Below are 21,138 nucleotides of genomic sequence, written 5' to 3'. Positions count from 1 at the left end.
GACACCCAGAATCAAATGGCATCAAAAACTTGGCACACTGTTGAGTTCTCAAAGAACAGACACACACCAGCAAGACCCGGGAAACCCACTCCCGAACCCCCACCGGGGCAACCTCTCTAACTTAACCAAGTTCTCGGAGCCTGTCAACTTCGCGCGGTTCCCCGCGCTCCGCCGCCCAGCTCGTCCTACCTGGCCTCCCGGGACGTTCGGTCACCGATGACTGTGTCACCGGTTCGATGTCCAAGGATTCTGCTCCGTGGGATCGGCCTCGAGGAACCTTGTCCCTCTCGTCCGCGCCTCCCGTCCGGTGCAGCAGGAAGTACATTACGTCGCCCGCCAGGGGCCGTCAACTTCGTTGTCGCGCCGCCCCCGTCGAGCGCCTACAACGCTCTGACCTGCGGTTTTACCGCGGTCAGCGCACATGAGGGCCGCCTCCCGGCTCGAATCTCGTGCTGAGACCTGACCCACACGGGTTCACCCGCGCGTCATCTTGCGTTCGATCTAGTCGACGCCTTTCCCCCGTCCTCGTGCAAGCGCGGTGGCGGGCCCGGAACAGCTCCGGGCGGGGCACCGAGATGGTGCCCCGCCCGGGAGTCCTCATGGTCGGCCGCGTCCGACTTCGTCGTCCGGCGGGGTCTCCCTCGGAGAGCGAGCCCAGCCGCGAGCCGCGGTCGTCGGGGTCAGACGTGATTGGTGGCGATCACGGCCAGACTCTTGCGTCCCTTGCGCAGCAGCGCGTACCCGCCGGCAAGCAGGTCCTCCGACGACAGGACGCGGTCCTCGTCCTCGATCTTCTCGTTGTTCAGGTAGGCGCCGCCGCTGGCCACGGTCCGCCGGGCGGCGGAACGCCCCTTCTCCAGACCGCTGGCAAGGAGCAGGTCGACCACGGTCGACTCCCCGACGGTCGCCTCGCCCCGCGGGAGCTCGGCCACGGCGTCCCGGAGAGTCCGGGAGTCGAGCGCACGCAGCTCGTCGCGTCCGAACAGTGCCTGCGAGGCTCGTCGCACACGCTCAGCCGCATCCGCACCGTGGACGAGGGTGGTGACGTCCTCGGCGAGTGCGCGCTGGGCCTCCCGCGCCTGCGGCCGCGTCGCGACGGCCTCCTCGAGGTCGGCGACCTCCTCGCGGGTGCGGAACGTGAACACCTTGAGGTACCGGATGACGTCCGCGTCGTCCGTGTTGAGCCAGAACTGGTAGAACGCGTACGGGCTGAACATCTCGCCGTCGAGCCAGATGGCGCCGCCCTCGGACTTGCCGAACTTCGTCCCGTCGGCCTTGGTGATCAGCGGTGTCGTGAGCACATGGACGCCGGCGCCCTCTGCCTTGCGGATGAGGTCGACGCCCGCGATGAGGTTGCCCCACTGGTCGTTGCCGCCGGTCTGGAGCGTGCATCCGTGGCGACGGAACAGCTCCCGGTAGTCCATCGCCTGAAGGATCTGGTAGCTGAACTCCGTGAAGGAGATGCCCTCCTCGCTGGCGAGGCGACGGGCGACGGTGTCCTTCGCGAGCATCGTGGAGAGGCGGAAGTGCTTCCCGATGTCTCGCAGGAAGTCGATCGCGCCGAGCTGCCCCGTCCAGTCGAGGTTGTTCACCATCCGGGCCGCGTTGTCCCCCTCGAAGTCGAGGAAGCGTTCGATCTGCCCGCGCAGGCGATCGGTCCAGCCGGCCACGGTCTCCTTGTCGTTGAGCACCCGCTCGCCGGACATGCGGGGGTCCCCGATCATGCCGGTCGCGCCGCCGACCAGCGCCAGCGGGCGGTGGCCCGCCCGCTGCAGGTGCCGCATCAGCACCAGCTGGACCAGGTGGCCGTGGTGCAGGCTCGGCGCGGTGGGGTCGAAGCCGCAGTAATAGGTGACCGGCCCCTCGGACAGCGCAGCACGCAGCGCGTCGATGTCGGTGGACTGGGCCAGCAGGCCGCGCCACTGGAGCTCATCGAGGATGTCGGTCACTCTTCTGCCTTCCGTTCTCCCGCCCGGCCGCTCGCCGGGCACGGGTACCAGTGTGCCGTGCCGGAAGCAGGCCGTGCGCCGCCCGACCGGTCCCCGGCAGCGCGGGGCTGGCGCACCACGCGGCAGAGCACTCCAGGCCCGTCTCGGGATGGACATCTGGCGCCTTGGTCCCTTGCGCGCTACCCCAGGAGGCGATGTGCTGGTGAGTGGGCGTCCACCGATGTCCTCGACCGGATGTCCTTGACGCCGGTGAAGGAGGTTCGATCATGGCGACACCTGCCGCGGCCCCCCGACGGCGCAGGACGGAGAGGCCGCTGCTCGGCCTGCGGCACAGACCGGGCCGCCTCGCCCTCGCGGTGTTCCGGCTGCCCCTGAACGCCTACCGCCACGACGCCGGCTGGCTGCTCGGACGCACTTTCCTGCGGCTCACTCACGTCGGCCGCCGGAGCGGCCGACCGCACGAGGCCGTGGCGATGGTCCTGCACGTCGACGACGCCACGGTAGAAGCCTTCATCTGCGCGGGCTGGGGCAAGGAGACCGACTGGGTCAAGAACTTGCGTGCCGGGCCGGCGCTCAACGTTCAGATCGGGAGGCAGTCCTTCCACCCGCACCACCGGTTCCTGACCGATGACGAGGCGTTCGAGGTGGTCGTCCGCTTCCGTCGCGAGCACCCGTACCGCGTGCGCCTGTTCGAGGCAGTCCTCGGGTGGGGCGACCTGAACGACGACGCCACGGTGCGCGAGTTCATCCGCACGCACCCGTTCGTGGGTCTGCGACCCGCTGCTGGAAGTAGCGGCTGAGTCGCAGGGCGGGAGGTAGCGGCCACATCGCTGGCCGGGTAGAGGCTCACCGCAGGGGGCGCCGCGCGCGAAGGTGCGTGGCTCAGCGCCGCCGCGGGACGGCCGGCCGGTACACGGAGACGGTGGGTTCGCCGTCGATCCAGAACCGCCACGGGAAGACCGCCCCGTCGCCGCCGGCCCCGGCGACACCCACCCGCGGTCCGGTGCGGACGAGCGCGGGATCGACCCGCTCGCCAGGGGTGAGCTCGGCACGGCCGCCGACGGCGAGCTCGAGGCCGCTGTCGGCGCCGGTCAGCCCCAGCGCCTGGGCGAGGCGGGCCGGGCCGCGGGCGAGGTCGCGGTCCGCGCGCGCCGCCGGGCGGCGCGCCCGTGCGACGTCGACGCCGGAGACCACCTCCCCCGCGCGCAGCAGCAGCGCCGAGGCGCTTCCGGCGGTGCCGCAGACGAGGTTCGCGCACCAGTGCATGCCGTAGGTGAAGTACACGTACAGCCGGCCGCCGTGCTCGAACATCGGCGCGGTGCGGGCGGTGAGCCCGCGGTACGCGTGCGAGCCCGGGTCGGTCTCGCCGCTGTAGGCCTCGACCTCGGTGAGGCGGACGGCAACCTCGCCCGGTACCCCTCCGGCTCCGCCGTCGGGCGTCCGGACGGTCAGGACGGTACCCAGGACCAGCGGGGCCGCCTCGACGGCCGGGCGGGACAGCACGTCCTCCCAGGGGAGGCTCTCCTGCGCCCCGGCGCGCCGGGCCGGGACGGCGCCGCGATCGAGCTCGGTCATCCAGTCAGTCCTCGCGGCCGTCCGCCAAGCCGTCCTCGGACGAGGACGCGTCCTCCTCGGGGTCGCCCTCGGCCCAGCGGCGCAGGTCCGCCGAGAGCGCGCCGGCCCGGGCGAGCTGCTCGACGACCCGGACGGGAGCCGTGCCGCCGTGCCCGTCGCGGGAGGCGATCGACCCCTCGACGCTCAGGACCTCGCGGACCGCCGGCGTGAGGTGCTCGCTGATCGTGGCGAGCTCGTCGTCGGTGAGGTCCCACAGCTCCTTGCCCTGCTCCTCGCAGGTGCGCACGCAGGCGCCGGCCACCTCGTGGGCGACACGGAAGGGGACGCCCTGGCGGACGAGCCACTCGGCGATGTCCGTGGCGAGAGAGAAGCCCTGCGGGGCGAGGGCGGCCATGCGCTCGGTGTCGAAGGTCAGCGTCGCCACCATGCCCGCCACGGCCGGGAGCAGCAGGTCGAGGGTGTCCACGCCGTCGAAGACGGGCTCCTTGTCCTCCTGCAGGTCGCGGTTGTAGGCCAGCGGGAGTCCCTTCAGGGTCGCGAGCAGGCCGGCGAGGTCGCCGATGAGGCGGCCGGCCTTGCCGCGGGCGAGCTCGGCGACGTCGGGGTTCTTCTTCTGCGGCATGATGCTCGAGCCGGTGGAGAAGGCGTCGTCGAGGCGGACGAAGCCGAACTCCTTCGTGGCCCAGAGGATGACCTCCTCGCTGAGCCGGGAGAGATCCACCCCGGTCATGGCGACGACGAAGGCGAACTCGGCGACGACGTCGCGCGAGGCCGTGCCGTCGATGGAGTTCTCCACGCTGGCGTCAAAACCGAGGTCGGCCGCGACGGCGTCGGGGTCGAGACCGAGCGACGAGCCGGCCAGAGCGCCCGAGCCGTACGGCGAGACCGCCGCGCGGCGGTCCCAGTCGACCCACCGCTGGACGTCGCGCATCAGCGGCCACGCGTGCGCGAGGAGGTGGTGGGCCAGCAGCACGGGCTGCGCGTGCTGGAGGTGCGTGCGCCCGGGCATCACGGCGTCCGGATGCGCGGCTGCCTGGCCGACGAGGGCGTCGACGACGTCGAGGACGCCGCCCGCCAGCTCGCGCGCCGAGTCGCGCAGGTACATGCGCACGAGAGTGGCGATCTGGTCGTTGCGCGACCGCCCGGCGCGGAGCTTCCCGCCGAGCTGGGCGCCGGCACGCTCGATGAGGCCGCGCTCGAGCGCGGTGTGGACGTCCTCGTCGTCGTCGGCCGCGGTGAAGGCGCCGGAGGCGACGTCGGAGTCGAGGCTGTCGAGGGCCGCGAGCATGCCGTCGAGCTCACCCGCGTCAAGCAACCCGGCGGCGTGCAGCACACGGCTGTGGGCACGTGACCCGGCGATGTCGTACCTGGCGAGCCGCCAGTCGAAGTGCGTCGACTTGCTCAGGGCCGCGAGCGCGTCGGCCGGCCCGCCGGCGAATCGGCCGCCCCACAGGCTGAGGTGGTTCTCGGGCGTGGCGGGGCCGGCGGCGGTGTTGTCCATGGGCCCGATCTTGCCCTGCGGAGCGGGCGGCGCGCACACCCGTCCGTCGCTGGGTGACCCCGTAGCCGCGGGCGACGCGCACACTCGGCGGCCGGTGGGTGCTACGCGGTCGGGCCCGACTCGCGTGATCCGTGAGACCGTGTGCGACGGAGGGAGCACTCATGGACGAGACCACCGCCGCGGGACCGCGCGCCACCGGGCCCCACGCCGACGCGCCGCACGCCACCGAGCCTCAGGCCGACGCGCCGCACGCCACCGGGCCGCAGGCCGACGCGCCCCGGACCGACGTGCCCGCCCGGCCGTACGTCGGCTCGGAGGTCGGCCGGCTGCGCGAAGTGATCGTCCACCGCCCCGGCCTGGAGCTGCTGCGTCTCACGCCGGAGAACAAGGACGAGCTCCTCTTCGACGATCTCATCTGGGTGCGCCGCGCCCAGGAGGAGCATGACGAGCTGTGCGCGCTCCTGGCCGGCGCCGGTGCGGCGGTGCTGCAGCTCGGTGACCTGCTGCGCGAGACCGTCGCCGTGCCCGAGGCGCGGGCGTACATCCTCGACCACGCCTTCGACGAGCGTGTGCACGGCCCGGCCGCGGGTCCCCTGCTCCGGGCGACCGCCGAGGCCATGGACGCGGCGGAGCTGGCCGAGCTCCTCATCGGAGGGCTGACCAAGCGCGAGCTGCTCGAGCGCACCGACGAGCCGCGGTCGCTCGTGATGCACACGCTCGGCACGGACGAGCTGGTCCTGCCGCCGCTGCCGAACCACCTGTTCACCCGGGACACGTCCGCCTGGGTCTACGACGGCGTGGCCGTGAACTCCATGCGGATGGCGGCCCGCATGCGCGAGTCCGTGAACTACGAGGCGATCTACCGGTGGCACCCGCGCTTCGCCGGCGGCGAGTACCACCGCTGGTCGGACGGCCTGGACGACGGCGTGGCGACCGTTGAGGGCGGCGACGTCCTGGTGCTGGGCGGCGGGGCGGTCCTGGTCGGCATGAGCGAGCGCACCACGCCCCAGGGCGTCGAGCGGCTCGCGACCCGTCTCTTCGCCGCGGGCTCGGCCGACCGCGTCGTCGCGCTGAACCTGCCCTCGGCGCGCGTCTTCATGCACCTGGACACCGTCATGACCATGGTCGACGAACGCTCCTTCATCAAGTACGAGGGCCTGGGGATGCTCCCCTCCTGGACCGTCACCCCCGGGCCGGGCGGCGGCCTGGAGATCGCGGACCACCCCCCGGAGCGAATGCACGAGGCCATCTCCGACGCGCTCGGCCTCGACGGCGTGCGGATCCTCACCGCCGAGCAGGACGTGCACTCGGCGGCACGGGAGCAGTGGGACGACGGATGCAACGCCCTGGCGATCGCGCCCGGCGTCGTCGTCACGTACGACCGCACGGTCACCTCCAACACCCACCTGCGCCGGGCGGGCGTCGAGGTGCTGACGATGCCGGGCGCGGAGCTCGGGCGCGGACGCGGCGGCCCGCGCTGCATGACGTGCCCTACGATCCGTGACGACGTCTGAGCGAGCTTCCGGCCGGCGGGCGTCCCCGCCCCCGACCGAAGAAGAGGTACTCGTGAGCATCGACCTGCGTGGACGCAGCTTCCTGAAGGAGCTCGACTTCACCGGGGACGAGTGGCGCCACCTGCTGGACCTGGCCGGACAGCTCAAGGCCGAGAAGAAGGCCGGCACCGAGTCACGCCGCCTGACGGGGCGGAACATCGCCCTCATCTTCGAGAAGACCTCCACCCGCACCCGTACCGCCTTCGAGGTGGCGGCGTACGACCAGGGGGCGCACGTGACGTACCTGGACCCGTCGGGCTCGCAGATCGGGCACAAGGAGTCGTTCAAGGACACCGCGCGGGTGCTCGGCCGGTTCTACGACGGCATCGAGTACCGCGGTGCGCGGCAGGCCGACGTCGAGACCCTCGCGGAGTACTCCGGCGTGCCCGTCTTCAACGGCCTCACCGACGAGTGGCACCCCACCCAGATGCTCGCCGACGGCCTCACCATGCGCGAGCACGCCCCGACGGTGGGCGGCCGGCCCAAGCCCGAGACGGAGATCGTCCACGCCTACGTCGGTGACGCCCGCAACAACACCGCCCACTCGATCCTCGTCTCCGGCGCGCTGCTGGGCATGGACGTCCGCCTCGTCGCGCCCCTCGGCCTGCAGCCCGACCCCGCCGTCGTCGCCCAGGCGCAGACCGTCGCCGACCGCACCGGCGCCCGGCTGCTCGTGACCGACGACGTCGCGACCGGGGTGCGGGGCGCGGACTTCGTCTCGACCGACGTCTGGGTCTCCATGGGCGAGAAGAAGGAGGCCTGGGACGAGCGCATCGCGCTGCTGCGCGACTACCAGGTCAACGCCGGCCTCCTGGCGGCCACCGGCAACCCCGGCGTGCGGTTCATGCACTGCCTGCCCGCCTTCCACGACCTCGGCACCACGGTGGGCCGCGAGATCTACGAGCGCACCGGCATGGACGCGCTCGAGGTCACCGACGACGTCTTCGAGTCGGAGGCCTCGGTCGTCTTCGACCAGGCCGAGAACCGGATGCACACCATCAAGGCGGTCCTGGTCGCCACGCTGGGCTGACTGCGACGCTGGGCTGGCGGCGCCGGGCTGAGCGCATCGCCGGCCTGACCTCGGCGCCGGGCTGAGCGCAACGCCGGCCTGACCTCGACGCCGGGCACAGGCGCGGGCCGAGGGAGGCGTCGCCGTACGAGGGGTGTCGGCCCGCGACGCCGCTCCAGGGGACGACGGCGGGCCCCTCCCCCGGTGAGCCCGCCGTCGTCGCGTCGTCCCAACCTGCGGCGCGACGCGGGTCTGGGCTGCGTAGCTCAGGCAGCGGCGGCACTTCGTCAGGGTGGACCTGATGGAGTTCCGCCACCAACAGCGTCCACGAAAGCGGCGCGACGCGGGTCTGGGCTGCCTAGCTCAGGCAGCGGCGGCACTTCGTCAGGGTGGACCTGATGGAGTTCCGCCACCAATGGGGTCCCCGGCAGCGGCCCGACCGCGGAGTCGACGAGTCGCCAGCGGCACCCGAGGGTGCCGCCGCCGCCCTCGTCAGGCGGTGAGGTTCGCCGGCGCGCTGAGGTCCACGCCGTTGCCGAAGGTGACGTCGCGCGCCGCGGAGAGCTTCGACGTCATGCCGTAGATCTCGATGAAGCCGCGCGAGTGCGACTGGTCGAACGCGTCGCCGGTGTCGTACGTGGCGAGGTTGAAGTCGTAGAGGCTCTGCTCGGAGCGGCGGCCGGTGACGGTCGCGCGCCCGCCGTGCAGGACCATGCGGATGTCGCCGGAGACGTAGCGCTGGGTGTCGTCGACGAAGACGTCGAGCGAGCGCTTCAGCGGGGAGAACCACTGGCCGTCGTAGACGAGCTCGGTCCAGCGCTGGCCGACGCCCCGCTTGAACCGCGCCTGCTCGCGCTCGACCGTGACGTTCTCGAGCTCCTTGTGGGCGGCGATCAGGGCCATCGCGCCCGGGGCCTCGTAGACCTCACGCGACTTGATGCCCACCAGCCGGTCCTCGACGATGTCGATCCGGCCCACGCCCTGGGCGCCGGCGCGGCGGTTCATCTCCTGGATCGCCTGCAGCGGGGTGACGGCGTGACCGTCGATCGCCACCGGCACGCCCTCCTTGAACGTGATGACGACCTCGTCGGGCAGCGGCGGGTACGTCGGGTCGTCGGTGTAGGAGTAGACGTCCTTGGTCGGCTCGTTCCAGATGTCCTCGAGGAAGCCTGTCTCGATGGCGCGGCCCCAGACGTTCTGGTCGATGGAGAACGGGTTGTGCTTCGTCGTCTCGATCGGCAGCTTGTGGGTCTCGGCGTACTCGATGGCGACGTCGCGGGTCAGGGCGAGGTCGCGCACCGGCGCGAGGCACTTCAGGTCGGGCGCGAGCGAGGTGATGCCCACCTCGAAGCGCACCTGGTCGTTGCCCTTGCCGGTGCAGCCGTGCGCGACGGTCGTCGCGCCGAACTGGCGGGCGGCGCGCACGAGGTGCTTGACGATCACGGGGCGCGAGAGCGCCGAGACGAGCGGGTAGGAGTCCATGTACAGCGCGTTCGCCTTGAGCGCCGGCATGCAGTACTCGGTGGCGAACTCCTCGCGGGCGTCGGCCACGTAGGCCTCGACCGCACCGCAGTCGAGCGCGCGCTGGCGGATGACCTCGAGGTCCTCCCCGCCCTGGCCGACGTCGACGGCGACGGCGATGACCTCGGCGCCGGTGCGCTCACCGATCCAGCCGATCGCGACGGAGGTGTCGAGGCCGCCCGAGTAGGCCAGGACGACCCGCTCCTTGCCGGACGTGGTGGTGGTGTTCTCGCTCATGGGTATCTCCTGGTTGATCTCTCACGGCGGTGCCGCGTGTGTCGGGTCGTGCGGGGCTGGAGCCCGGCGGTCATGGTGCTTCTGGAGCGGCAGGCCCCGGGGGCCCGGTCGGTCAGGTCTGGTCTGGGTAGCCCGGTCCGGTGCCGGGCCGGGTTCGCCCACGCGTGGCGAGGTCGAGCAGCCGGGCGGCCAGGGCCTGGGCGCCCGCGGCGTCCCGGACGATCACCAGGACGGTGTCGTCCCCAGCGATGCAGCCGAGCACGCCCGGCAGCACCGAGTTGTCGATGGCGTACGCCAGCAGCTGGGCGGCGCCGGGCGGCGTGCGCAGCACCAACTGGTTGGCGGTGGCGTCGGCGCTGACGAGCACCTCCGCGCACCACCGCTGCAGCCGGGCCGCGATCTGCTCCGACTCCTCGGCTCCGACGGGCAGCCGCGCGCCGCCCTCCGCGGGAAGCGCGTAGATCTGCTCCCCGCCCGGGCCGCGGACCTTCTGGGCGCGCAGCTCGTCGAGGTCGCGCGAGAGCGTGGCCTGGGTGGTGTGCACGCCCCGCTCGGCCAGCGCCTCCCGGAGCTCGGACTGGGAGCGGACCGGCTGGTGGGCGAGGATCTGCGCGATCGTGGCGTGGCGGGCCGCCTTCGTCGCGGCGACGACGGACCCCGCGTCCGCGGCGATCTCCTCGGCGCTCACGGCGACACCGCCTGGCGTGCAGCGGCGAGCGCGGCGGGGAGCGCCTGGACGAACGAGTCCGCCTGCTCGGCCGTCAGCACCAGCGGGGGCGCGAGGCGCAGCGCGTCCTCGCGCACCGGGTTGACGATGAAGCCGGCCTCGAGCAGCGCCGCCGCGGCGCCCTTCGCGACCGGTGCGTCGAGCTGGACCGCCAGGAGCAGCCCGGAGCCGCGGACCTCGGCGACGCCGTCCACGCGCACGAGCGCGGCACGCAGCGCCGCTCCGGTCTCCGCGACGTGGGCGAGCAGCCCCTCGCGCTCGATCGTGTCGATGACCGCGAGAGCGGCGGCCGCCGCGACGGGGTTGCCGCCGAACGTGGTGCCGTGCTGACCGGGGCTGAGCAGCGTGGCGGCCTGCTCGCCGAGCGCGACGACGGCGCCGATCGGCATCCCGCCGCCCAGGCCCTTGGCGAGGGTGACGACGTCGGGGACGACGGCCCCGCCGTCGAGCGCGTGGTGCGCCATCCAGGAGCCGGTGCGGCCCATGCCGGACTGGACCTCGTCGAGCACGAGGAGGGCGCCGGCCTCCCGGGTGAGCCGGCGGGCAGCGGCGAGGTAGCCGTTCGGGAGGGGACGGACGCCCGCCTCGCCCTGGACCGGCTCGAGGAACAGCGCGGCGACGTCGTCGCCCAGGGCGGCCTCGAGCGCGGCCAGGTCTCCGAAGGGAAGGAACTCGACGCCAGCCGGCAGCGGCTCGAAGGGCTCGCGGTAGGCGGCCTTGTGGGTCAGGGACAGCGCGCCCATGGTCCGGCCGTGGAAGGCACCCTCGAGGGCGAGGACCCGCGGCCGGGCGGGGCCGCCGTGGCGGCGGGTGAGCTTGAGGGCGGCCTCGTTCGCCTCGGTGCCGGAGTTGGCCAGGAAGACGCGGGAGCCGGCGGGGGCGCCGCCGGGGCTGACGAGGCCGAGCAGCCGCTCCGCGAGCATGACCTGGGCCGGGGTGGTGAAGAAGTTCGACACGTGGCCGAGCGTGCCGAGCTGGTCGGCGACGGCCGCGACGAGCGCCGGGTGGGCGTGACCGAGGGCGTTGACGGCGATGCCGCCGAGGAGGTCGAGGTACCGGTTGCCGTCGGCGTCCCAGACGTACGCGCCCTCACCGCGCACGAGGACGCGCTGGGGGTCGCCGAAGGTGTTCATGACGGCGCCGCGGTACCGCTCGGTCCACCGGGTGCCGGCGGTGCCGTGCCCGGTCGTGGTGCCGTGCTCCGTGGTGTCGTGCTCGGTTGTGGTGCTGTGCTCGCTCATGCGTCCTCCTCGTCGGGCGACACGAGGGTGCCCACACCCTCGGCCGTGAAGATCTCCAGCAGCATCGAGTGCGGCTGCCGACCGTCGATGACGTGCGCCTGGGGGACCCCGCCGCGCACGGCGCGGAGGCAGGCCTCCATCTTGGGCACCATCCCCGACTGCAGCGAGCCCAGCATGCCCTCGAGCTCGCCGGCCCCGATGTGGGAGATCAGCGACGAGCGGTCCGGCCAGCTGCGGTACAGGCCCTCGACGTCGGTGAGCACCACGAGCTTCGTCGCGCCGAGCGCCACGGCGAGGGCGGCGGCGGCGGTGTCGGCGTTGACGTTGAGCACCTGGGTGGGCTCGTCGAGGTCGATCGCCACGGTGGAGACCACCGGGATGCGCCCGACGTCGAGGAGGTCCTCGACCGCCTGCGGGTCGACCGCGACGACGTCGCCGACCAGGCCGACGTCGGTCGGCTCGCCGTCGACGAGCGCGGGACGCCGCACCGCTTGCAGGAGGCGGCCGTCCTCGCCGGACAGGCCCACCGCGTGGGCGACGTCGGCGTTGAGGAGGGAGACCAGCTCGCGCTGGACGTGCCCGGTGAGCACCATCCGCACGATGTCCATGACGTCCGGGGTGGTCACGCGCAGCCCGCCGAGGAACTCGGACTCCAGGCCGACCCGGTCGAGCATCGAGGAGATCTGGGGACCGCCGCCGTGGACGACCACGGGCCGCAGCCCCACCTGGTGGAGGAAGAGGACGTCCTCGGCGAAGGCGCGCTTGAGCTGGTCGTCGACCATGGCGTTGCCGCCGTACTTGATGACGACGCGGGCGCCGGAGAAGCGCCGCAGCCAGGGCAGCGCCTGGATGAGGACCTCCGCCTTCTGGTGGGCGAAGAGCCCGGCCTCGGTGTCGAAGTCGGCGGGCACCTGCGGGGAGGGGGTCTGCTCGCTCATGTGGAGTACGCGCTGTTCTCGTGGACGTAGTCGTGGGTGAGGTCGTTGGTCCAGACCGTGGCGGCGGCGGCGCCGGCGTGGAGGTCGACGTCGACGCGCACCTCGCGGGCGGCGGCGAGGTCCACCAGGGAGCGGTCCTCCCCCACGCCGCCCGCACGGCACACCATGACGCCGTTGATCGTCACGTCGACGGCGTCGGCCTCGAACGGGGCGACCTCGACCGGGACGGTGCCGACGGCGGAGAGCACCCGGCCCCAGTTGGGGTCGTTGCCGAAGACGGCCGCCTTGAACAGGTTCGAGCGGGTCACCGCCCGGGCCACGGCGACGGCGGCCTCCTCGGTGCTCGCCCCCGTGACGGTGACGGCGATGTCATGGCTGGCGCCCTCGGCGTCGGCGACGAGCTGGCGGGCGAGGTCCGCGCACGCCGCGGTGACCGCCTCGGTGAGCTCGTCGCGGGAGGGCGCGACGCCGGAGGCGCCGGAGGCGAGGAGGACGACGGTGTCGTTGGTGGACATGCACCCGTCGGAGTCGACCCGGTCGAAAGTCACCGCGGTCGCTGCGCGCAGGGCGGCGTCGGCGTCGGCGGCCTCGACCACGGCGTCGGTGGTGAGCACGCAGAGCATGGTGGCCAGGCCCGGCGCGAGCATGCCGGCCCCCTTCGCCATGCCCCCGACCGACCAGGCGCCGGCGGAGGTGCCGTCGGGCCCCGCCGCGCCGGCGGCCCCCCGGGTGACGAGGACCTCCTTGGGGTGGGTGTCGGTCGTCATGATGGCTCGGGCGGCGGCGCCTCCGCCGTCGGCCGCAAGCGCCGCGGCGGCGGCGTCCACGCCCCCGAGCAGGGCGGGCAGGTTCAGCCGCTCGCCGATCAGGCCGGTGGAGCAGACGACGACGTCGCCGGCGGAGACGCCCAGGACCTCGGCGACGTGCTCGGCGGTGCGGTGGGTGTCGGCGAAGCCCTCGGGGCCTGTGCAGGCGTTGGCGCCGCCGGAGTTGAGGACGACGGCGTGGGCCGTGCCGTCCCCGACCACCGCCCGCGACCACGTCACCGGTGCGGCCACGACGCGGTTGGAGGTGAACACCCCCGCCGCCACGTGGTGGGGCCCGTCGTTGACGACGAGCGCGAGGTCCGGCTTCCCGGAGGGCTTGAGGCCGGCGGTGACGCCGGCGGCGCGGAAGCCGGCGGGTGCGGTGACGCTCACGGGGCGACCCCCACGGTGGTCAGGCCGGTCGCCTCCGGGAGGCCGAGGGCGAGGTTCATGGACTGCACGGCGGCGCCCGCGGTGCCCTTGACCAGGTTGTCGATCGCGCAGACCGTCACGACGCGCCCCGCCCGCTCGTCCACCGCCACCTGCACCAGCGCGGTGTTCGCGCCGGTGACCATCGCGGTGGTGGGCCACTGCCCCTCGGGCAGGAGGCGGACGAACGGCTCGTCGCCGTAGTACTGCTCCCACGCGGCCCGCACGGTGGCTGCGGTGACGTCCGCCCGGAGCGGCGCCGTGACCGTGGCGAGGATGCCACGGGAGACGGGCGCGAGGACCGGGGTGAAGGAGAGCCGGACCGTCCCCGCGCCGGCGGCCCGCAGGTTCTGCTCGATCTCGGGGATGTGCCGGTGCGTCCCGCCGACGGCGTAGGGCGCCAGGGAGCCGAGCCCTTCGGCCGCGAGGAGGTGCGTCCTGGCGGCCTTGCCGGCGCCGGAGTAGCCGACGGCGAGGACGGCCACGACGTCGGCCGGGTCGACCAGGCCGGTCGCGACGCCGGGCTGGAGGCCCAGGGTCACCGCCGTGACGTTGCAGCCGGGCACCGCGATCCGGCGGGCGTCGCGCAGCTTCTCCCGCTGACGGGCCCCCTCGTCGGCGAGGATCAGCTCGGGCATCCCGTACGGCCAGGAGCCGGCGTGCTCGCTGCCGTAGAACTGCTCCCACGCGGCGGCGTCGGTGAGGCGGTGGTCGGCGCCGCAGTCCAGGACCAGGGCGGAGGAGCCGGCCGCGTCGAGGGCGGCGGCGATCTCGCCCGAGGCCCCGTGCGGGAGCGCGAGCACGACGACGTCGTGGCCCGCCAGCGCGTCGACCCCGGTGGGCTCGAGGACGCGGTCCGCGAGCGGCAGGAGATGCGGGTGGTGGGTCCCGAGGCGCTGGCCCGCGCTCGAGTGCGCGGTGAGCGCACCGATCTCGGCGTCGGGATGGTTCAGGAGGAGGCGGAGCACCTCGCCCCCGGCGTACCCGGAGGCGCCGGCGACGGCTACGGAGAAGGACACCTGCATAACCATACAGCGCTCTGCATGCCGTGTCGCTCCCCGGCCGTGGGCGTCCCGGCATCCGGACAGCCCTCGCGCGAGAACCGGCTGCGTCGGGGGCCGTGGGCCGCCGCTTTGTCCGGCGGGCGGCGCGCGGGCCATGCTGGGGCCCATGCGCGCGATCCACGCCACCCAGGCCGGTGGCCCCGAGGTCCTGTCCACCGTCGAGCTGCCGGACCCGCAGCCGGGGCCCGGCGAGGTCCTCGCCGAGGTGGCGGCGGCCGGCGTCAACTTCATCGACACGTACCAGCGCGGAGGGGTCTACCCGATGCCCTTCCCGCACGTGCCCGGCGCCGAGGGCGCCGGCACGGTCATCGCCGTGGGCGACGGCGTCGAGGGCCTCGCCGTCGGCGACCGGATCGCCTGGGCCGACGCGCCGGGCTCGTACGCCGAGCAGGTGCTGATGCGCGCCGACGTCGCCGTGCCCGTCCCGGCCGGGCTCGACCTCGCGACCGCCGCCGCCCTGCCGCTGCAGGGCATGACCGCGCACTACCTCCTGAGGTCGACGTTCCCGGTCGAGGCCGGGCACACGGTGCTGCTCACCGCCGCCGCCGGCGGAGTCGGCCTCCTGCTCACCCAGCTCGCCGCCGCGCGCGGCGCCCGGGTCATCGGCATGGTCGGCTCGCCGGAGAAGGAGGCGCTGGCCCGCGAGGCGGGAGCCGCCGAGGTCATCCGGTACACCGAGCTCGACGACCTCACCTCCGACGTGCCCCGCATCGTGCGCGAGCTGACCGACGGGGCCGGCGCGGACGTCGCCTACGACGGCGTCGGCAAGGACACTTTCGAGGCCTCGCTCGCGTCGGTGCGCCGCCGCGGCATGGTCGTCCTCTTCGGCGGCGCGAGCGGCCAGGTCCCGCCCTTCGACCTCCAGCGCCTGAACAAGGCGGGCTCGCTCTTCGTCACGCGTCCCAAGCTGGCCGACCACACGGTCGACCGGGAGGAGCTCCTGTGGCGGGCCCGGGAGATCTTCGACGCCGCCGGTACGGGGACCCTGAGGGTGAGGATCGGGGCCCGCTTCCCGCTCACCGAGGCGCGCGCGGCCCACGAGGCGCTCGAGGGGCGGGCCACCACCGGCAAGGTGCTCCTGATCCCCTGAGGGGCCAGTTCCCCTGACGGCGTCGGGGGCAGCCCGTGGGTCAGCCGGCTTCCGCGAGGTGCGTCCGGAGCTCGCTCGCGATGCCGCGCGCCCAGGACCGGATCTCGTCCCAGTCGCGGTAGTCCCCCTCCGGGGCTCCGGACAGCCGGATCACCGAGCGCTCGCGCAGGGCGAGGACGGTCGGGTCCAGGCGGCCCGCGAACGTCCGGTAGTCGATCGGGTCGATCTGGCGCACCACCGCGGAGGCTCGCGCGGGGTCCTGGACCGTGCCTGTCGCGGTGACGCCGGCGAGCCCGCAGGAGAAGGCCCACACCGGCTTTGCCCGGAGCTCGCCGCCGAGCCGGGCGACCAGGCCCCGCATGGACTCCATCCACTGCGTCATGTAGACGGCGGAACCGAGGACGACGGCGTCGATCCCGTCGAGGTCGCGCACGTCTGCCGGCGCCACCCGCCTCGCCTCGTGGCCGGACGCGCGCAGCTCCGTCACGATGGCGTCACCGATCTCGTCGGTGGCGTGGTGCTTGGACGCGGTGACGACGAGGATCCTCATGCCTCCACTCTGCGCCCGCCCGGTCCGGCGCCCGAGGGACTTTTGTCCTCGGATACGGACGGAGCGTCAGAAACTCGCCGGCGCGGGCTTGTGTCCGTCGTCCGCGCCGCGGGGCGAAGCCCGACCGGACGGCCGGCTCAGGCACGGCCCGCCGACTCGATCACGTCGGCGGCGGCGCGGACGGCCGCGGCGGGATCGATGCGTGCCGCGTACGTCGCGCACCGCTCGCGCACGCCGGGCCGCAGCAGCCGGTCGAGGGCCGTGGCCGCGGCGTCGGGGCTGAGACGCGCGGGATCGAGCCGCTCCGCGACGCCGAGGCGGACGAGCCGGTTGGCGTTGTCCGGCTGGTCGTGGGTGAACGGCACCACGAGGTGCGGCACGCCGGCCCGGAGAACCTGCGCGACGGTGCCGATGCCGCCGTGGTGCACGACGGCGGCGACGCGCGGCAGCAGCCGCGCCATCGCCGCCCACCCCACGTGGAGCGCGTCCGCCGGCAGCGGGTCCGGCACCTGCTCGGCGAACCGGGTCAGCAGGATGGTGCGGCGTCCGCGAAGACGGTTGGCCCCGAGCACCGCGGCGAAGAGATTGCGGGCGTGGCGCATCGAGGAGCCGAACGTCACCACGACGGGCGGCGCACCGCCGGACAGGAACGCCTCGACCGCCGTCGGCAGCTCAGCCTCCTCGTCACCGGCCGCGACGAACCCGGTCAGCGTCATGTTGACGGGCCAGTCCGGGCGGACGGGCGCGAACCAGTCGGGGAACAGGCCGAGGTTGCTCTGGGGTGAGGGCGCCCACCTGCCGAAGACGCGGGCGACCGGCCGCAGGCCGAGCTCGGCCCGGAAGGCGTTGACCGGCGGGGCGAGGACGGGGTCGCACACCCAGCGGTCGACGGCGGCCAGCCGCGCTGCGTGCAACCGGGGCGGCAGCCACGACGGCGCCCGGACCGGGCCGAGCTCGGCGTTGTCGTAGGCGCTGAGGAACGCCGTCGGCTGGAGGTGGACGCCGACGAGGGGGAACCCGTGACGCTCGTGCGCGATGCGCGCGCCGAGCGCGAACACGGACCCGGCGACCACCGTCCCGGCGGGGTCGAGCCCGGTGAGGTACTCGTACACGGGACGCATCGCCGGGACGACGGCGCGCTCCACGACCGTGCGGAACGACCGCACCGGGCTCCACAGTCCCGGGTCCGCCGTCGTGCGCTCGTAGTCGGCGACCGTGCCGGTCGGGACGAGCTCGAGACCGGCTGCCTCGACCGGTTCACGGAAGGCGGGGTTGGCGGTCACGGAGACCCGGTGCCCGCGGGACGTGAGCTCGGACCCCACCGCCACGAAGGGCAGCACGTCACCCGCGCTCCCGAGGGTCGCGAGGACCACGTGGCGGCTGCTCATCGTCGAACGATAGGGCTGCGTCGAACGCCAGGGCTACGACGCACGCTGCGTGCGGGACGGAGGCCGTCAGCCGGGCCAGTCGGCGACGCGCAGCCTGCGCACCGGCTCCGCCGGCTCGCCTCGGCCGAGCTGGAACCGGAGCGAGGCGGGCGTGTCCGTCCCGGCGCGGAGATAGCGCCCGGACAGCTCGTCGAGACCGCCGCGCGCGATCATGACCGCCAGCTCGACGACGTCGGCCACGTCCGTCCACTCCGTGCGGCCCTCGTGAGAGCGCATGGACCGCGTCATGTCCGTGTCCACGACGCCCGGCGCCAGCTCGAAGGCGCGCAGCCCGCGCGCGAACCCCGCCTCGTGCAGGCCGCCGCCGATGCGGAAGAGCGCGGTCTTCGAGGCGTAGTAGGCGGTGGCATCGGCGCTGTCCCGGGTGCCCGCGCCGGAGTTGAGGTCGATGACCCGGCCGCCGCCGCGGGCGAGCATGCCGGGGACGACGGCGCGCGCGAGCAGGAACGGCCCCCGCACGTTGGTCTCCACCACGGACCACCACTCGTCGCGGTCGGCCTCCCAGAGCGGCACCTCGGTGTCGATGCGTCCGGCGTTGTTCACGAGGAGGTCGATCGAGCCGAGGGCGTTCTCGACGTCCGCGACGGCGCGGTCCACCGCGGCGGCGTCAGTCACGTCCGCCACGGCGACGGCGGTGCGCCGGCCGAGCGCCTCGATCTCCGCCGCGACGTCCGCCAGCCGGTCGCCGTCGCGCGCCAGCACCGCGACGTCCAGGCCGGCCCGGGCGAGGCCGACCGCGAGCGCCCGGCCGATGCCCCGCGAGGCGCCGGTGACCAGCGCGGTGCGGGCGGGCGGCACGGCGGTGCCGGCCACGGGGTCCGGCCGCAGGTCGCGCCGCAGGTCCGGCCGGTCGCCGCGCTGGGCCGCCCCCGCCCCCGCCTCAGCCACGCAGCACCGCGCCGACCCGCTTGCCGGCCACCTTCACGATCCGGTTGCGCACCCCGGCGGTCTCCTCCGCCGTGAGCGTGCGGTCGGCCGCCCGGAGGCGCAGCGCGAACGCGAGGGACTTCTTGCCCTCGCCGAGCTGCTCGCCGGTGAAGACGTCGAAGAGCCGGACCTCCTCGGCGAGCTCCCCGGCCCCCTCGACGACGGCGGCCAGCACGTCGGCGGCGGGCACGGAGGCGTCCACGACGAGCGCGACGTCCTCCTTGGCGAGCGGGAAGGTCGACACCGGGTCCACCTGCACCGGCTCGGCCGGGCTCGCCGCGAGGACCGCGTCGAGGTCCAGCTCGAAGGCGACCGTCCGGGACGGCAGCTCGAACGCCTCGCAGGCCTTGGGGTGCAGCTCGCCGGCGTGGCCGACGACGCCGCCCCCCACGCTCAGCTCGGCGCAGCGCCCGGGGTGCCAGGGGGCGTGGTCGTCGGCGCGGACGGTGAGCTCGACGCCGACCGTCGAGGCCACGATCTTCGCGGCCTCGAGCGCGTCCGCCCAGTCGCTGCGGCGGCCGGGGCCCCAGACGCCGTCGGGCACCTGCTGCCCGGCGAGGACGCCGGCGACGCGGCGCGGCTGCAGCGGCACGGCGGCCCGCAGGACGGCGAGCTCGTCCTCGGTGGGCCGGCGGTCGACCCCGGGGGCAGCCCCGGCCCGCAGGCCGGCGGGCCTGGTGACGAGCCCGATCTCGAAGATGCCGAGCTCGGCCGTGCCGCGGGAGACGTTGCGGCGCGCGGTCTCCAGGAGCGTGGCCAGGAGGGACGTGCGCAGGGCGGGCGCGTCGTCGGCGATGGGGTTGACCAGTCGCAGCGCGGTGCGGCGCGCGTCGTCGGCGGGCAGCCCCATCCTGTCGTGGACGTCGTCACCGACGAAGGGGTACGAGAGCACCTGGGTCAGGCCGTGCTCGGCCAGGGCGCGGGCCACGTCGCGACGCTGGCGCTGGGCAACCGTCAGGCCGTGCCCGGCGGGGGCGGGCGGCAGCACGGACGGGATCTCGTCGTAGCCGGCCAGGCGCGCGACCTCCTCGACCAGGTGGGCGGGCCCGACCAGGTCGGGGCGCCAGGTGGGCGGGGTGACGAGCACGCCGGGGGCGGCGTCGTCCGCGCCGTCGCCGGCGACGGTGGTCTCCGCGTCCGCGGCCGGGACCACGGTGCAGCCGATCTGGCGCAGGGTGTCCAGCACCTGCTCGCGCGGGTACTCCACGCCCACCAGGCGGCCCGCCTGGGAGGGGTCGAAGAGGATCGGCGCGGGCGCCGTCGTCGTGTCGAGGTCGCTCACGGCCGGGTCGGCCGTGCCGCCACCGTGCTCGACGAGCAGGTCGACGACCCGCTGGGCCGCGACCGCCTGGAGGCGGGTGTCGACGCCGCGCTCGAAGCGCTTGGCGGCCTCGCTCGGCAGCTTGTGCCGGCGGGCCGTCCGGGCGACGGAGACGGCGTCGAAGTGGGCGGCCTCGATCAGGACGTCGGTGGTGGCGGCGGAGACCTCGGTCTCCGCCCCGCCCATCACACCCGCGAGGCCGAGGACGCGGCCGGCCCGGGCGCCGTCGGGCGAGTCCGTGATGAGGAGGTCCTCGGGGTCGAGCCGGCGCTCGATGTCGTCCAGGGTGGTGAGCTTCTCCCCCGCCCGGGCGCGCCGCACCACGATCGGGGCGGCGAGCGTGCCGAGGTCGTAGGCGTGCAGCGGCTGCCCGAGGTCGAGCATGACGTAGTTCGTCACGTCGACGGCGAGCGAGATCGGCCGCATGCCCGCCTGGGTGAGCCGCTCGACCATCCAGCGCGGGGTCGGCGCCGTCGGGTCGATGCCGCGGACGATGCGGGTGACGAACCGGTCGCAGCCGGGGCCGTCCACGGGCGCCGGGTCCTCCACCTCGACGGCGAACCCGTCGCCGGTGGCCGCCGGCGGCGGCGTGGGGAGGTTTTCGGGCAGGCCCGGGTCGGTGAACGCGGCCCCGGTGGAGTGGGAGTACTCGCGGGCGACGCCGCGCATGGAGAAGCAGTACCCGCGGTCGGGTGTCACGTTGATCTCGAGGACCTCGGTGCCGAGGCCCAGGAGGTCGAGGGCGTCGGTCCCGGGCGCGGGCACGCCGTCGGCTCCGAGCATCTCCTCGAGGACGATGATCCCGGAGTGGTCCTCGCCCAGGCCGAGCTCGCGCGCGGAGCAGATCATGCCGTCGGAGATGTGGCCGTACGTCTTGCGGGAGGCGATCGGGAACGGCCCCGGCAGCACGGCGCCGGGCAGCGCGACGACGACGTGGTCGCCGGCCTCGAAGTTGTGCGCGCCGCAGATGATGCCACGGCTCGGCACGTCTGCCGGCTCCTTCCCCTCGCCGGGGGCGTCGTTGTGCTCGCCGACGTCGACGCGGCAGTAGTTGACCGTCTTGCCGTTCTTCTGCTCCTCCTTGGACACGGAGAGCACGCGGCCGACGACGAGCGGGCCGGTGACGGCGGGCGGGACGATCCCCTCCTCCTCGAGGCCGACCCGCACGAGGTCGGCGGCGAGCTGCTCGGCGGTGGTGCCGGCGGGGACCTCCACGTGCTCGGCGAGCCAGGTCAGCGGGACGTACGGCATG

General features: G+C 74.0%; 17 protein-coding genes. 4 read left to right on the top strand and 13 right to left on the bottom strand.

The genetic code is table 11. The annotated features are described in order from the left end of the window. Positions 1 to 680 precede the first annotated feature (680 nt). Positions 681 to 1,949 (bottom strand): tyrosine--tRNA ligase, encoded by a 1,269-nt coding sequence (gene tyrS / locus ABD774_RS06185; protein WP_345038830.1) that lies wholly within the window; start codon positions 1,947 to 1,949, stop codon positions 681 to 683. A 266-nt stretch (positions 1,950 to 2,215) separates the two neighbouring features. Between tyrS and ABD774_RS06180 the strand changes: the two genes are divergently transcribed. Beyond that, on the top strand, positions 2,216 to 2,749 hold the full coding sequence (locus ABD774_RS06180) for a nitroreductase family deazaflavin-dependent oxidoreductase (RefSeq protein WP_345038828.1): 534 nt from the start codon (positions 2,216 to 2,218) through the stop codon (positions 2,747 to 2,749). An 82-nt stretch (positions 2,750 to 2,831) separates the two neighbouring features. On the opposite strand, the gene ABD774_RS06175 is transcribed toward ABD774_RS06180, so the two are convergent. Next, a complete protein-coding gene (locus ABD774_RS06175) occupies positions 2,832 to 3,524 on the bottom strand; it encodes a DNA-3-methyladenine glycosylase (RefSeq protein WP_345038825.1) in 693 nt (230 codons plus the stop codon). 4 nt (positions 3,525 to 3,528) lie between these two features. Beyond that, positions 3,529 to 5,025, bottom strand: coding sequence for an argininosuccinate lyase (gene argH / locus ABD774_RS06170; RefSeq protein ID WP_345038823.1), 1,497 nt, complete (start codon positions 5,023 to 5,025; stop codon positions 3,529 to 3,531). A 161-nt stretch (positions 5,026 to 5,186) separates the two neighbouring features. Between argH and ABD774_RS06165 the strand changes: the two genes are divergently transcribed. Beyond that, entirely contained in the window at positions 5,187 to 6,539 is a 1,353-nt protein-coding gene (locus tag ABD774_RS06165) for an arginine deiminase (protein WP_345038821.1), read from the top strand. A 52-nt stretch (positions 6,540 to 6,591) separates the two neighbouring features. Further along, positions 6,592 to 7,608 (top strand): ornithine carbamoyltransferase, encoded by a 1,017-nt coding sequence (gene argF, locus ABD774_RS06160; RefSeq protein ID WP_425554482.1) that lies wholly within the window; start codon positions 6,592 to 6,594, stop codon positions 7,606 to 7,608. A gap of 471 nt (positions 7,609 to 8,079) precedes the next feature. On the opposite strand, the gene ABD774_RS06155 is transcribed toward argF, so the two are convergent. The 6 genes from ABD774_RS06155 to argC form a co-directional block, all read right to left on the bottom strand. Beyond that, on the bottom strand, positions 8,080 to 9,345 hold the full coding sequence (locus ABD774_RS06155) for an argininosuccinate synthase (protein WP_345038818.1): 1,266 nt from the start codon (positions 9,343 to 9,345) through the stop codon (positions 8,080 to 8,082). 112 nt (positions 9,346 to 9,457) lie between these two features. Next, positions 9,458 to 10,033, bottom strand: coding sequence for an arginine repressor (argR, locus tag ABD774_RS06150; RefSeq protein WP_345038816.1), 576 nt, complete (start codon positions 10,031 to 10,033; stop codon positions 9,458 to 9,460). After that, positions 10,030 to 11,313 (bottom strand): acetylornithine transaminase, encoded by a 1,284-nt coding sequence (locus ABD774_RS06145; RefSeq protein WP_345038813.1) that lies wholly within the window; start codon positions 11,311 to 11,313, stop codon positions 10,030 to 10,032. Before ABD774_RS06145 ends, argR begins: the two co-directional genes overlap by 4 nt. After that, positions 11,310 to 12,251, bottom strand: a complete 942-nt coding sequence (gene argB / locus ABD774_RS06140) for an acetylglutamate kinase (protein WP_345038810.1) — start codon at positions 12,249 to 12,251, stop codon at positions 11,310 to 11,312. Before argB ends, ABD774_RS06145 begins: the two co-directional genes overlap by 4 nt. Next, positions 12,248 to 13,450: a bifunctional glutamate N-acetyltransferase/amino-acid acetyltransferase ArgJ gene (argJ, locus tag ABD774_RS06135; RefSeq protein ID WP_345038808.1), complete on the bottom strand. Its 1,203-nt coding sequence runs from the start codon at positions 13,448 to 13,450 to the stop codon at positions 12,248 to 12,250. The genes argB and argJ overlap by 4 nt, the downstream gene beginning before the upstream one ends. Then, positions 13,447 to 14,517 (bottom strand): N-acetyl-gamma-glutamyl-phosphate reductase, encoded by a 1,071-nt coding sequence (gene argC, locus ABD774_RS06130; protein ID WP_486327273.1) that lies wholly within the window; start codon positions 14,515 to 14,517, stop codon positions 13,447 to 13,449. The genes argJ and argC overlap by 4 nt, the downstream gene beginning before the upstream one ends. A 139-nt stretch (positions 14,518 to 14,656) precedes the next feature. Here argC and ABD774_RS06125 point away from each other — a divergent pair, with 139 nt between their 5' ends. Beyond that, a complete protein-coding gene (locus tag ABD774_RS06125) occupies positions 14,657 to 15,640 on the top strand; it encodes a quinone oxidoreductase family protein (protein ID WP_345038804.1) in 984 nt (327 codons plus the stop codon). A gap of 40 nt (positions 15,641 to 15,680) precedes the next feature. On the opposite strand, the gene ABD774_RS06120 is transcribed toward ABD774_RS06125, so the two are convergent. From ABD774_RS06120 to pheT, 4 genes are all read right to left on the bottom strand, one after another. Continuing rightward, complete coding sequence (locus ABD774_RS06120; protein WP_345038801.1) at positions 15,681 to 16,190, bottom strand: flavodoxin domain-containing protein; 510 nt, start codon at positions 16,188 to 16,190, stop codon at positions 15,681 to 15,683. A gap of 137 nt (positions 16,191 to 16,327) precedes the next feature. After that, a complete protein-coding gene (locus ABD774_RS06115; protein ID WP_345038799.1) occupies positions 16,328 to 17,578 on the bottom strand; it encodes a glycosyltransferase in 1,251 nt (416 codons plus the stop codon). 66 nt (positions 17,579 to 17,644) lie between these two features. Next, positions 17,645 to 18,526 (bottom strand): SDR family NAD(P)-dependent oxidoreductase, encoded by an 882-nt coding sequence (locus tag ABD774_RS06110; RefSeq protein WP_345038797.1) that lies wholly within the window; start codon positions 18,524 to 18,526, stop codon positions 17,645 to 17,647. After that, on the bottom strand, positions 18,519 to 21,137 hold the full coding sequence (gene pheT / locus ABD774_RS06105; protein WP_345038795.1) for a phenylalanine--tRNA ligase subunit beta: 2,619 nt from the start codon (positions 21,135 to 21,137) through the stop codon (positions 18,519 to 18,521). Before pheT ends, ABD774_RS06110 begins: the two co-directional genes overlap by 8 nt. Position 21,138 lies beyond the last annotated feature (1 nt).

It is taken from the genome of Georgenia daeguensis, from assembly GCF_039537705.1.
GTDB lineage: Bacteria > Actinomycetota > Actinomycetes > Actinomycetales > Actinomycetaceae > Georgenia > Georgenia daeguensis.
The sequence above is the reverse complement of the archived record's forward strand: the minus strand, read 5'-3'. Positions and strand labels throughout refer to the sequence as shown.